Source organism: Enterobacter cloacae complex sp. SHL001 (genome assembly GCF_049236825.1).
Classification (GTDB): Bacteria; Pseudomonadota; Gammaproteobacteria; order Enterobacterales; family Enterobacteriaceae; genus Enterobacter; species Enterobacter hormaechei_C.
Genome location: NZ_JBMKIP010000009.1, coordinates 33,399 through 46,563, shown reverse-complemented (window position 1 = coordinate 46,563; position 13,165 = coordinate 33,399). Strand labels below are relative to the sequence as shown.

Annotated in this window: 12 protein-coding genes; 6 read left to right on the top strand and 6 right to left on the bottom strand. The window is 54.7% G+C overall.

Going from position 1 to position 13,165, the window contains the following annotated elements; genetic code table 11:
* Positions 1–85: 85 nt before the first annotated feature.
* The gene (locus ACOTYH_RS19470) at positions 86–745 is read left to right on the top strand and encodes an AzlC family ABC transporter permease (RefSeq protein WP_015569922.1); all 660 of its coding nucleotides are present in this window, start codon (positions 86–88) and stop codon (positions 743–745) included.
* Positions 745–1,068 (top strand): AzlD domain-containing protein, encoded by a 324-nt coding sequence (locus tag ACOTYH_RS19465; protein ID WP_015569921.1) that lies wholly within the window; start codon positions 745–747, stop codon positions 1,066–1,068. Before ACOTYH_RS19470 ends, ACOTYH_RS19465 begins: the two co-directional genes overlap by 1 nt.
* Positions 1,069–1,110: 42 nt before the next feature.
* Here the strand turns inward: ACOTYH_RS19465 and ACOTYH_RS19460 are convergent, their stop codons facing one another.
* From ACOTYH_RS19460 to fdhD, 6 genes are all read right to left on the bottom strand, one after another.
* On the bottom strand, positions 1,111–1,710 hold the full coding sequence (locus tag ACOTYH_RS19460; RefSeq protein ID WP_032649890.1) for a hypothetical protein: 600 nt from the start codon (positions 1,708–1,710) through the stop codon (positions 1,111–1,113).
* Entirely contained in the window at positions 1,701–4,124 is a 2,424-nt protein-coding gene (locus ACOTYH_RS19455) for a fimbrial biogenesis usher protein (protein ID WP_023295634.1), read from the bottom strand. The genes ACOTYH_RS19460 and ACOTYH_RS19455 overlap by 10 nt, the downstream gene beginning before the upstream one ends.
* A gap of 26 nt (positions 4,125–4,150) precedes the next feature.
* Positions 4,151–4,837, bottom strand: coding sequence for a fimbria/pilus chaperone family protein (locus tag ACOTYH_RS19450; RefSeq protein ID WP_032668945.1), 687 nt, complete (start codon positions 4,835–4,837; stop codon positions 4,151–4,153).
* A 76-nt stretch (positions 4,838–4,913) separates the two neighbouring features.
* A complete protein-coding gene (locus ACOTYH_RS19445; RefSeq protein ID WP_058688864.1) occupies positions 4,914–5,621 on the bottom strand; it encodes a DUF1120 domain-containing protein in 708 nt (235 codons plus the stop codon).
* Positions 5,622–6,085: 464 nt separating this feature from the next.
* Positions 6,086–6,298 carry a DUF1471 domain-containing protein gene (locus ACOTYH_RS19440; protein ID WP_032651998.1) on the bottom strand — a complete coding sequence of 71 codons (213 nt, stop codon included), beginning with the start codon at positions 6,296–6,298 and terminating at the stop codon, positions 6,086–6,088.
* Between the two features lie 114 nt (positions 6,299–6,412).
* Positions 6,413–7,249 (bottom strand): formate dehydrogenase accessory sulfurtransferase FdhD, encoded by an 837-nt coding sequence (fdhD, locus tag ACOTYH_RS19435; RefSeq protein WP_023295636.1) that lies wholly within the window; start codon positions 7,247–7,249, stop codon positions 6,413–6,415.
* Positions 7,250–7,620: 371 nt separating this feature from the next.
* Between fdhD and fdnG the strand changes: the two genes are divergently transcribed.
* Genes fdnG through fdhE form a run of 4 tightly spaced genes read left to right on the top strand, consistent with a single transcriptional unit; the run spans position 7,621 to position 13,144 of the window.
* The gene (gene fdnG / locus ACOTYH_RS19430; protein ID WP_086626598.1) at positions 7,621–10,671 is read left to right on the top strand and encodes a formate dehydrogenase-N subunit alpha; all 3,051 of its coding nucleotides are present in this window, start codon (positions 7,621–7,623) and stop codon (positions 10,669–10,671) included.
* A 12-nt stretch (positions 10,672–10,683) separates the two neighbouring features.
* Positions 10,684–11,586 carry a formate dehydrogenase subunit beta gene (gene fdxH, locus ACOTYH_RS19425; protein ID WP_014072386.1) on the top strand — a complete coding sequence of 301 codons (903 nt, stop codon included), beginning with the start codon at positions 10,684–10,686 and terminating at the stop codon, positions 11,584–11,586.
* Positions 11,583–12,218 carry a formate dehydrogenase cytochrome b556 subunit gene (gene fdoI, locus ACOTYH_RS19420; RefSeq protein WP_003861958.1) on the top strand — a complete coding sequence of 212 codons (636 nt, stop codon included), beginning with the start codon at positions 11,583–11,585 and terminating at the stop codon, positions 12,216–12,218. Before fdxH ends, fdoI begins: the two co-directional genes overlap by 4 nt.
* A complete protein-coding gene (gene fdhE / locus ACOTYH_RS19415) occupies positions 12,215–13,144 on the top strand; it encodes a formate dehydrogenase accessory protein FdhE (RefSeq protein WP_003861956.1) in 930 nt (309 codons plus the stop codon). Before fdoI ends, fdhE begins: the two co-directional genes overlap by 4 nt.
* Positions 13,145–13,165: the final 21 nt, after the last annotated feature.

Sequence of the window (13,165 nt, the reverse complement as noted above, 5' to 3'; positions counted from 1 at the left end):
TCTATAACGAACGAATCGTTCGTCTTGTAAAACGTTTCTGATGCGTTCATTATAATGGAAATACGTTCGATATGGCTAAAATGGTATGAAGAATCACCTCTCTTGCCTGAAAGGCGACACGATAAAAGCGATCGTCCTGGTCTGCCTCGCGGTGGGCGTGGTCGGCATGTCTTATGGCTCACTGGCGATGGCCTACGGTTTCCCGCTGTGGGTGCCGTTTGTCCTCTCCCTCACGGTGCTGGCAGGCGCATCCGAGTTTATGTTTATCGGCATCGTGGCGAGCGGCGGCAATCCGCTGGCAGCGGCAGCGGCCGGTTTACTGGTTAACGCGCGCCATGTGCCGTTCGGCGTTACGGTGCGTGAACTGGTGGGCAAGCGCGGCCTGAGCTTTCTGGGCTGTCATATCATGAATGATGAAAGTGTGGTGTTCGGCCTGTCGCAAAAAACCGCCGAGCAGCGTAAAGCGGCCTACTGGCTGTGCGGCCTGGGCGTGGCAATCATCTGGCCGCTAGGGGCGGTGCTGGGCGCGATGGTCGGCAAGCTGCTGCCGGACCCGGAAACCATCGGGCTGGACGCGGTGTTCCCGGCGATCCTGCTGGCGTTAGTGGTGCCGGCATTTAAAAACCGTACCACGCTGATCCGCGCCTGTAGCGGCGCAGTGTTGTCGCTGGCCGCCGTACCGTTTGCGCCGGTTGGCCTGCCGGTGCTGCTCTCTTTGCTCGGCCTTGCCGCGAGGAAAAAATAATGGAAAACATGACGGTCTTTATTCTCGGCATCGCCATTCTTTCTGCCGGAACCTATCTGATGCGTCTCGGCGGGGCGAAACTCGGTAGCCGGCTGGCGCTTTCTGAACGGTCGCAGGCGCTGCTTTCAGACGCGGCAACCGTTTTGTTGTTCTCCGTCGCGCTGGCAACAACGTTTTATGAAGGGGACCATTTTGCCGGGATGGCGCGCGTACTGGGGGTGGGGTTCGCGGTGTTTCTGGCCTGGCGCAAAATGCCGTTAATTGTGGTGATCGTCGCGGCGGCGGTGGTGACGGCGCTGCTGCGTCTGGCGGGGATCCACTAAGAAAAATGCCCGACAGAACAGCGCTGCCGGGCATCTGAGGGGTTAATGCGCAGGAAGCGTATCGACGTTAAGCGTCAGCGTTTCTTCAAAATCCGTGGTGTTAGTAACGCTAAACGCCTTGTCAGAGAGATAGGTCGTGATCATCATGGTGGCGACAAACTGCTCGCCCGCCACTTCTGTACCGTTTACCGCCGCCAGCGCTTTTTCCGGCTTCAGCGTCACCTGAGAAGCGCCTCCCTGAACGGCTACCGCGCCAATATCGACCGCGGCCAGCTGCACGGGGTTCCCGTCCACCCGCCCATCTTTGAATTCGATTTTCATCGCGCCGCTGTCCGTAAAACGATACGCCAGGTTCTGTCGGGCAATCCCGTCTACGGAGATGCGCATTTTGCGCACATCCGGACACAGCACCGAAACCTGAACTTCACGCATCACAGAAGCATAACCGTTGTACACTTTGCCAATATGTTCAGCGGACGTTTGCCGCATATCCTCTTTACGGTAGCGCCCGTAATCGACTTTCTTCACCGCCGACATCATTTCACAGGCGCCGTCATCGGCCTGCGCCATTCCCGAAAGTCCCGCTGCGCCGCAGAGCAGCATAAGCATCAGCGCGTATTGACGAACGTTATTCAGAGACATTTCCCTGTCACCTCTTCATAGAATTTATTCGGTTCTGCCTCCGGCAGGGTGTACGTCAGCCTGCAACGCCCTTCATCCAGCTTCGCATACAGCTGCTGGCTGGCAGAGATATCGTTCAGGAAGATCACGCCGTCTTCTGGCGCACTCGTCACATACTCCCCTGCCGCGTCCACAATCGAGACACCTTCCGGCAGCGGCGTACCGTCCGCACGGCGTATACTGAGCAGCACGCGGCGCTGGCTTAACGTCGCAAACTCCCACTTCGCCACAGCGCCGTGAGACGCTTTGATCGCTGTTCTGCCATTTCTTACGTCCAGATTGCCTGGCAGGCTTTCCGTGTTGATCTCAATCGTGCTTTCACGGAACGGCGACAGCGCAGGAATAATCGCCTGGCCCCATTTATCGGTCCATACCGCGCCGCGCGGGGTACCTATCTCGATGCCAGCCACCGGTTTATCCAGTCTGGCAATGGCGTACGTATCGGTCACGCGGTAAGGCGAGAAGGTCACCCCGTCGCTGTGGGCGACAATCCCGCCGCTTAATGCTGCTGAGTAGTTGGTATTGCTGTCGTTATCTCCTCCTGCCGCCAGCGCCAGGTTGGTGTAATGCAGATTACTGTTCAGCGAGCTGTCCCAGCTGGTGGTGTTCTCTTCCTGGTCCTGAGTGACCCCCACCGTGTACTGGTTCTCAGCGTTGAGCGAGCCCATCGCCCGCGTGCCGTAAGAACGCTTACCTTCGCTCTCGCGATACCAGGAGCTGGTTGTCACGCCTGAGCGTCCCAGCGGGATCGACACGTTTACGTAAAACTGATCGTTGTCGCTGCTGTCGTGCCGGCTGACATCCGACTCCCAGTTCACGCTCACGTTGAAGTATTTAAAAGTCTGTGACCACGACGAGATAAACCGGCGACTGTCATAGTCGCTGTTCCAGCTCTCGTTGCGATAATAGCTGAGGGAAAAGCGGCCCAGCGTGGTACTCGACCAGTTGATACCGACGCTGGTGTCGTATTTGGTTTGCGACATATCGTCATCGTCGCCGTAAAGTTCCGCCATCTCGCGATAGTCCGGTGTGCCATAGCTACCGCCCAGCGAAAGCCCAATGCCCCACGGCAGGGAGTAACCCAGATCCAGCGTCGTTTTGTTGCCGTCAGTTTGCGTCTGGTTGTCTATTGACGCCAGAAAACCCAACGAGGCATACAGGTTCTGCATCGGTATGGTATCGAGGTTGCCGGAGAAGCCATAATAGTGGTTATCCGCCATCACCATACCGGCCAGGAAATTGACACGCTTATTGACAGACCAGCCGTTGTTGGCGGACACCACCCACGGATTTTCAAAGCGTGAGTCCATGTCTTCAACGCGGCCCATAGCCAGCGTAAAGCCCGGGGCACGGCCTATATGATTGCTGCGGAACGTACTTGCCGAGACAGTGAATCGGTTTTCGCTGCCGTCAGTCTCGGTGACCGTTACGTTCAGGTCGGTGTTGAGGTTCGCCAGCGGCACGTCATCCAGGTTGAACGGACCGGCAGGAACCAGCGTTGAGTAAATAAGCTGTCCGCCCTGGCGGATATCGACGCGAGCCTGCGGATTACGGGCAATACCGCTGACTTCGACGCCCGTCCCCACCTGAGGAGTGAGTGCGGTATCCGGCATCATCTGGACCCCGTAAATTCCCGGAATACTGAAGCGGCTGTTGGCGATGTTAATCTGGCCACCCTGCACCATCACGCCATAATCGGTAAAGGTACGCTGGGCATAGGTGTAGAGGGAGTCAACCTCAAAATCCTGATCGCTGCCGTCGCTAATGAACTGCGTGCTGCGCACAATCCAGTCTCCGGCATTAAAGCCCATTTCAAAGGTCGACTGGAAACGGTCAGCGTTCTCATCATCATAGTGATTATGGGTGCCAAACATGGAGTAATTCAGCATGGCTGCACGTCCGCCACGCACCTCGGCGAACTGTCGGCCATAATCAGGGTCGATCGCTTCAGGCGGTACAACAACCGATATTTCATCAATATCCGGCGAAGTCTGAATCGTTGATCCGGACCAGTAGTGATAAATCTTCGGGCAGGTGCCTCTTTTCGTCTGTTTAATCAGGCCCGCGTTTTCCAGAAACGCTTTATCAATACAGGGCGTTCCTTCCTCATCAAATTTCACGGGCATAATATTGCGCTGCTTACCATTAATATTAACCGTCACATTATGGTAGCCAGGGGTAAAACGGGGAGTGAGGGAATAGTAATCCGCAATGGCCGGATCAAGCCCGTTATTTTTTAAAGCATCGCTGTCAAATATGGCTCGCGCCAGTTCCAGAGATTCATTCGCATTAGAGGAAATCTCAGCCCGAATATTAAATGCCAGCACGCTAAGGCAAAACACGAGCATTCCCTTTTTACAGGAACCGTTTAACATAACTACTCCATGTTTGTTAAGTGATTTTATTGCTGAAGGTCGGCGATATAATTCCCTGCCTTGTAGCCATAACGCGTTGCCGGATAGATTTCGATTTGTTTTTCGGATGCTGATATTTTGGCTGGGGCGCTGGCCATCATTTTTTCGCCAGGAAGAATGTAAGTCTTAGCTAATGTCGCGATCGTACCCGAGGCCATTAATTTCACCTTTTGCTCCAGTCGGACGACATAAGGCGTATTATTCTCAACCGTGACATTGCCATTTTTTATCTGCCAGGTGAGTGCCTTCCAGGGTTCAATATTTACCGCCAGGCCAGCCGGGTGAATAATGACGGGAAGGTTCTGGCTAAACACCACTTTAACTTTATTTTTTTCACGCTGAGGGATAGCGGTAAAAATGACACGCTTGAAATGTTCCACCTTCAGCGGCTCAGCGCTGCTTTTCAGCACAAAACGTACGCGCTGGGTTTTACCCGCATCTACGCGCACAACCGGCTGCGTGGCAAACAGGCCCGGCTTGGGGTCGTCCGGGAGATCAATAATTTTGGTGTACAGCAGCTGTGCTTCAGCATCCGTGTTTTTAACATCCATGCTGGCCCCCTGCTTGTCTTCATTGACAATAAGCAGCGAGGTATCCGGCACCATCCCGGCAGCCATACCGTTGAATGAGGCCAGCAGGCAGGCACAGATCAGCGTTCTCTTTAAAAGCAGCATAATATTAGTCCATTAATATTGGTAATGACACCCCACCGGGGTGAGGTGTCAGGTATTTCATGATACGTGGGGGTGATTACAGATAAACCAGCTCAACGTTGGTTAAGCCGTCCAGGGTGGCTTCATCCGTGATATTTAAATCATCGGTTGGGTTAATCATCGCGGCGACACCCACATTAAAGTTAACCTTGGTTTGTGCGACAGGCGTGCCGCCCAATGTGTCACTGAAGGAATATAATTCGCTTTTGTCTGTGTTTACTTTTAAATAGCGCTGTCCGCCTGTTGTTGCCCACGTTGTTCCGTTATCGCGCGATGCAGTAGGATACAGTTCATCGCCTGCGTCGTTCGTGACAGCGCCTTTCGTAAGCTGAATCCCTAATGAGTAGGCACCAATTTTCTTACCATTGTACATACCCAGCCCGGCGGTTTGGTACGCCTCTCTCCCAAATTCCGTATCAATAAAACTGGTCGGCAAAACTTGAGTTGGTCCTGAGTCTGCATGGGCATCATTAAACGTTACTGCAATGCGGGTGGCCTCTTCACAGGTAATGGAAACAGGAATAATTTTAACATCCGCCAATGGTGTAGCCGAAGTGGAATTCAGTGAAGACGCACTTATCGTGCCATAATCGGCAATACCACCACCGCTAATAAATGTAGGCGTACAGGAAGAGGGGACGATTTTACCCGTCACCTGAATATCAACACTGGAAGCTGCCAGAGCAGAGGACGCCACGACAGCCAGCGCGGACGCCAGCATTCCTTTTTTAAATATCGCGTTCATTTAATTTCCTTATAAAAGTGAAATACAAAATATGCCAAATAATTAATATTTGGCCTAAGGGGGTACTACTAAACATTGTTTTAGAAAGTAGCATTACAGATAGCTCAGATCAATAACCCCAAAACGTTTTAGGATTAGAGCCTGAGGAATTCCTTAAATCTCAAGATCAATAATAAATATTTTATATATGAAACTTAAAATAACCGAATGCAACCGCCAAAAACATTCATTGAATAAATACAAGGAATCAACTGGCCAGACCATTTATTTGATATACTTATGGGATTGTTGTTTTTTAAAAAAAAGTCACATTAAAAAGCGGATTCTTACTTATTTTATTTAGTTAATAAGGTTTATCCAGGAGGATATGACTGTTTTGGGAGGAGTCAAAAGAAAATTAAGCAGAAGGAAGATGAATGAAACCTGTCCCTGCTCCGAAAAGCAAGGGACAGCGGCTATATGACTTATTTGTTCAGTTCAGCGGTCATGTGTACGCGGTTACCGGTGAATGCCTGGGTAATTTTGTAGGATGACGCGCCCGCTTCCTGAGCCTGTGCGGCGATTTTAGCTTCTGCACCATCCAGCGTAGAGGCGGACGCAGTCACAGTCTGCGCAGCGAAAGAACCGAAAGAAGTAGCCAGAGCGATTAAAGCGACAAAAGTTTTGATGCTTTTCATGAGATAAACCTTTTCGTTAAGTTGTTTAGATAAGGCACCGTGCCTTGATGAGACAAATACTAGCCCTCATCATGAACAACTAAAAGCGGAAGGTTTTGCTATACTCATTCAAAATTACTGATTAACAATTAATCGCTGCGGATGGGTGTAAATTGTCGCCCTGCCCGGCTTGCAGAACCCCACCAGCGTCAGGTTGCAGCGCTCTGCCACTTCGACCGCCAGCGTTGTCGCAGCCGACACCGCAAACAGGATCTCCACGCCGCACATGGCCGCTTTCTGCACCATTTCATAGCTGGCGCGGCTGGAAACGAGCGCGGCCCCTTGCTGCCAGACGGCATCTTCACGCGCGCGACGGCCCAGCAGCTTATCCAGCGCCACATGGCGGCCCACATCTTCATGACCTCCGACGATCTCGCCCGACGGGAGCAACCACGCCGCAGCATGTGTACAGCCGCTCAGCTGACCTATGGGCTGGACATCATTGAGGTGCTCCAGGGCTTTGTCGAGGTTACCGAGGTTGAAGGTCTGGGTAAACGGCAGCGGCGCGACGGGCTTACCGATATCGTTAAGCTGTTCAACGCCACACACGCCGCAGCCGGTGCGTCCGGCCAGCGCCCGGCGGCGCTCTTTCAGCCCCATAAAGCGACGACTGGAGAGTTCGATTTGTACTTCAAGGCCATTACAGGCCTGAACCACATCCATACCGTAGATCTCCTGCGGATGCGCAATGATGCCTTCCGAGAGGGAAAAACCTATGGCGAACAGTTCCAGATCTTTCGGCGAAGCCATCATCACCACATGCGAAATCCCGTTGTAAACCAGGGCAACGGGGACCTCTTCCGCCAGAAAATCCGGCGTGGCATGTGAAATGTGAGGCGGTCTGTGTACCGACAGTTCCACAATGCCCGCAGGCAGTGGCGACACGTGGGCAGCACGGTTTTGTTTAGACACAACGGTATTCCTGAACAACCACGGAAGTGAGCCTGCTATTGCAACACAAACGGCAGGCCTTACGCATAGTATGGATCAACTTTTCAGCAACCATTCTCCTACTCAATACGGAGGGGTGCAACCGATCAGCTGCTACACCTCTTTAACATGCACAGGATAAAATGTGATTGATATCACATTTTATAATCAATGCCGTGATAATACGTTCACTTTGTTTTAACCCCGTTAGAACAGGCGTACCGACATTGTGGTATTCTGGGCTTATCCCTCGGAGAAATGAGGGATTAATGCAAATTTTTCTCCTTTGCGGTTAATTCTCAACCGCAAAGTAAAACTACATAGCAATGTCGTAATGAACCAAGGAGTGACCCATGCAGGTCAGCAGAAGGCAGTTCTTTAAGATCTGCGCTGGCGGTATGGCAGGCACCACGGCGGCGGCACTGGGCTTTGCGCCCGGTGTAGCGCTGGCGGAAACACGGCAGTATAAACTGCTGCGCACCCGCGAAACCCGTAACACCTGTACGTACTGCTCCGTCGGCTGTGGGCTGTTAATGTATAGCCTCGGCGACGGTGCGAAAAACGCCAAAGCATCCATTTTCCACATCGAAGGCGATCCGGATCACCCGGTCAACCGTGGTGCGCTGTGTCCGAAAGGGGCCGGTCTGGTAGATTTTATCCACTCCGAAAGCCGCCTGAAGTTTCCTGAGTATCGCGCTCCCGGCTCTGACAAATGGCAGCAAATCAGCTGGGAGGAAGCGTTCGATCGCATCGCTAAGTTGATGAAAGAAGACCGCGATGCCAACTTTATCGCGAAGAATACCGAAGGCACCACCGTTAACCGCTGGCTCTCCACCGGCATGCTGTGTGCTTCTGCGTCCAGTAACGAAACCGGCTATTTAACCCAGAAATTTACGCGCGCACTCGGTATGCTCGCGGTCGACAACCAGGCGCGTGTCTGACACGGACCAACGGTAGCAAGTCTTGCTCCAACATTTGGTCGCGGTGCGATGACCAACCACTGGGTCGACATCAAAAACGCCAACCTCATTGTGGTGATGGGCGGTAACGCCGCTGAAGCGCACCCTGTCGGGTTCCGCTGGGCGATGGAAGCCAAAATCCACAACGGCGCGAAGCTGATTGTGATCGATCCCCGCTTTACGCGTACAGCGTCAGTGGCGGATTTCTACACCCCTATTCGTTCAGGTACTGACATCACTTTCCTGTCAGGCGTATTGCTGTACCTGATGACCAACGAAAAATATAACCGCGAGTACACCGAAGCCTATACCAACGCCAGCCTGATCGTGCGTGAGGATTACCACTTCGAAGATGGCCTGTTCAGCGGTTATGACGCCGAAAAACGCAAATACGACAAAACCAGCTGGAACTACGAGCTGGACGAAAACGGCTTTGCGAAGCGCGACACCACCCTGCAACACCCGCGCTGCGTGTGGAACCTGCTGAAAGAGCACGTGTCCCGCTATACGCCGGAGGTTGTCGAAAACATCTGTGGGACGCCGAAGGCGGACTTCCTGAAGGTGTGCGAGCTGATAGCGGAAACCAGCGCGAAAGATAAAACCGCGTCGTTCCTGTATGCGCTCGGCTGGACGCAGCACTCCATCGGCGCGCAGAACATCCGCACCATGGCGATGGTTCAGCTGCTCCTCGGCAACATGGGGATGGCAGGCGGCGGTGTGAACGCCCTGCGCGGTCACTCCAACATTCAGGGTCTGACCGACCTCGGCCTGCTGTCTCAGAGCCTGACGGGTTACATGAACCTGCCGAGCGAGAAACAGACCGACCTGCAAACCTACCTGACGGCCAGCACGCCAAAACCGCTGCTCGAAGGCCAGGTGAACTACTGGGGCAACTATCCGAAGTTCTTCGTCTCGCTGATGAAAGCCTTCTACGGCGACAAGGCGACGGCAGAAAACAGCTGGGGCTTTGACTGGCTGCCGAAGTGGGACAAAGGTTACGACGTACTTCAGTACTTCGAAATGATGCACCAGGGCCAGGTCAACGGCTATATCTGCCAGGGCTTTAACCCGGTGGCGTCGTTCCCGAACAAGAACAAGGTTGTCGAGTCTCTGTCGAAGCTGAAGTTCCTGGTGACGATTGACCCGCTCAATACCGAAACGTCGACGTTCTGGCAGAACCACGGTGAGTCGAACGATGTCGATCCGTCGAAGATTCAGACCGAAGTGTTCCGTCTGCCGTCTACCTGCTTCGCGGAAGAGAACGGGTCTATCGTCAACTCCGGCCGCTGGTTGCAGTGGCACTGGAAAGGCGCGGATGCCCCGGGCATCGCCTTGAACGACGGCGAGATCCTGGCCGGTATCTTCTTACGTCTGCGTAAAATGTACGCGGCTGAAGGCGGCGCAACGCCTGAGCCGGTGCTGAACATGACCTGGAACTACTCGACGCCAGAGAATCCGTCTCCGGAAGAAGTGGCGATGGAGAGCAACGGTAAGGCGCTGGCGGACGTTATCGACCCGGCGACCGGTGCGGTGCTGGCGAAGAAAGGCGATCAGCTCAGCACCTTTGCGCACCTGCGCGATGACGGTACGACCTCCAGCGGCTGCTGGATCTTTGCCGGTAGCTGGACGCCGAAAGGCAACCAGATGGCCAACCGCGATAACGCCGACCCGTCGGGCCTCGGCAATACGCTGGGCTGGGCATGGGCGTGGCCGCTTAACCGCCGCATCCTCTATAACCGCGCCTCTGCTGACCCGCAAGGCAACCCGTGGGATCCGAAGCGTCAGCTACTGAAGTGGGACGGCGCGAAATGGGGCGGCGTGGATATTCCGGACTACAGCACTGCCGCACCGGGCAGCGATGTCGGGCCGTTTATCATGCAGCCTGAAGGGATGGGGCGCCTGTTTGCTATCGATAAGATGGCGGAAGGTCCGTTCCCGGAACACTACGAGCCGTTTGAGACGCCGCTGGGTACTAACCCGCTGCACCCGAACGTGGTCTCTAACCCGGCAGCCCGCATCTTCAAAGGCGATTTTGAAGCGCTGGGTAAAAAGGACAAGTTCCCTTATGTCGGCACCACTTACCGTCTGACCGAGCACTTCCACTACTGGACCAAGCACGCGCTGCTGAATGCCATCGCGCAGCCGGAGCAGTTTGTGGAGATCGGCGAGAAGCTGGCGAACAAACTCGGCATTGCCCATGGCGATACCGTGAAGGTCTCCTCTAACCGCGGCTACATCAAAGCCAAGGCGGTGGTGACCAAGCGTATTCGCACGCTGAACGTTCACGGTCAGCAGGTGGATACCATCGGCATCCCAATTCACTGGGGTTATGAGGGCGTGGCGAAGAAAGGGTTCATTGCGAACACCCTGACGCCGTTCGTCGGTGATGCGAACACGCAGACGCCGGAGTTTAAGGCCTTCCTCGTGAACGTGGAAAAGGTGTAACGGAGACGACTTATGGCTTATCAATCTCAAGACATTATCCGTCGTTCCGCGACTAACGGTTTCACGCCCGCGCCTCAGGCGCGGGACCACCAGCAGGAAGTGGCGAAGCTTATCGACGTGACCACCTGTATCGGCTGTAAAGCCTGTCAGGTGGCCTGTTCAGAGTGGAACGACATCCGTGACGAAGTGGGTCACAACGTCGGGGTGTACGACAACCCGGCGGACCTGACCGCCAAGTCCTGGACGGTAATGCGTTTCTCGGAAGTGGAGCAGAACGACAAACTGGAATGGCTTATCCGCAAAGATGGCTGTATGCACTGTGCGGATCCGGGCTGCCTGAAGGCGTGTCCGTCAGAAGGGGCTATCATTCAGTATGCCAACGGCATCGTCGACTTCCAGTCCGAGCAGTGTATTGGCTGCGGCTATTGCATCGCGGGTTGTCCGTTTGACGTGCCGCGCCTGAACCCGGAAGACAACCGCGTCTACAAATGTACGCTGTGCGTTGACCGCGTAAATGTCGGCCAGGAGCCAGCGTGCGTGAAGACCTGTCCAACTGGCGCTATCCACTTTGGCTCCAAAGAGGATATGAAAACGCTGGCGGCAGAGCGCGTGGGCGAGCTGAAAACTCGTGGTTACGATAACGCGGGCCTGTACGATCCGGCCGGGGTTGGCGGTACGCACGTGATGTACGTGCTGCACCACGCCGACAAGCCGAACCTGTATCACGGCCTGCCGGAGAACCCGGAAATCAGCGCGACCGTGAAGTTCTGGAAAGGCATCTGGAAACCGCTGGCCGCGGTCGGTTTTGCGGCCACCTTCGCAGCGAGCATCTTCCACTACGTCGGCGTTGGTCCGAACCGTGCGGAAGAGGAAGACGACAACCTGCATGAAGAGAAAGACGAGGTGCGCAAATGAGAAAACGTGACACCATCGTGCGCTACACCGCGCCGGAACGCATCAACCACTGGGTCACCGCCTTCTGCTTCATGCTGGCGGCGATAAGCGGGCTGGGGTTCTTCTTCCCGTCCTTCAACTGGCTGATGCAGATCATGGGGACACCACAGCTGGCGCGTATACTGCACCCGTTTGTGGGCGTCATCATGTTCGCGTCGTTCATCATCATGTTTTTCCGTTACTGGCACCATAACCTAATCAATCGGGATGATATCTTTTGGGCGAAGAATATTCGTAAGATCGTCGTCAACGAGGAAGTGGGTGATACCGGGCGTTATAACTTCGGCCAGAAATGCGTATTCTGGGCGGCGATTATCTTCCTGGTCCTGTTGCTGGTGAGCGGCGTGATCATCTGGCGTCCGTACTTTGCGCCTGCTTTCTCAATCCCGGTGATCCGATTCGCGCTGATGCTGCATTCATTTGCCGCAGTGGCGTTAATTGTGGTTATCATGGTGCATATTTACGCCGCCCTCTGGGTGAAAGGCACCATTACCGCGATGGTGGAAGGCTGGGTCACCAAAACGTGGGCGAAGAAACATCACCCGCGCTGGTACCGAGAAGTCCGCCAGAAACAGGAAAAGTCATCTGAATGAGTATTCGCATAATCCCGCAAGATGAGCTGGGGTCGAGCGAGAAACGTACGGCGGAGTATATTCCGCCGTTGTTATTCCCCAGACTCAAGAACCTCTACAACCGCCGCGCAGAGCGTCTGCGCGAGCTGGCAGAGAACAACCCGCTGGGCGATTTTCTGCGTTTTGCCGCGCTGGTCGCCCATGCGCAGGAAGTGGTGCTGTACGACCATCCGCTGCAAATGGACCTGACCGCACGCATCAAGGAAGCCAATGAGCAGGGCAAACCGCCGCTGGATATTCACGTCCTGCCGCGCGACAAGCACTGGCATAAGCTGCTGCATTCCCTGATCGCCGAGCTGAAGCCCGAGATGAGCGGCACGGCGCTGGCAGTCATTGAGAACCTGGAAAAAGCCTCCGATCAGGAGCTGGAAGAGATGGCGAGCGCGCTGTTTGCTTCCGACTTCTCACTGGTGAGCAGCGATAAAGCGCCGTTCATCTGGGCTGCGCTGTCGCTCTACTGGGCGCAAATGGCGAGCCTGATTCCAGGTAAAGCCCGCGCCGAATACGGCGAAGCGCGCCAGTTCTGCCCGGTGTGTGGTTCAATGCCGGTCTCCAGCATGGTGCAAATCGGCACCACTCAGGGGCTGCGCTACCTGCACTGCAACCTGTGTGAAACCGAGTGGCACGTGGTGCGCATCAAGTGCAGCAACTGCGAACAGACCCGCGATCTGAACTACTGGTCGCTGGAAAATGAAGACGCGGCGGTGAAAGCGGAGAGCTGCGGCGACTGCGGGACCTACCTGAAGATTCTGTATCAGGAAAAAGACCCGAAAGTCGAAGCCGTGGCCGACGATCTCGCCTCGCTGATTCTGGACGCGAAGATGGAGCAGGAGGGCTTTGCCCGCAGCTCGATCAACCCGTTCCTGTTCCCGGGTGAAGGGGAGTAATCTCCTGTGAGAGTGCCGGGC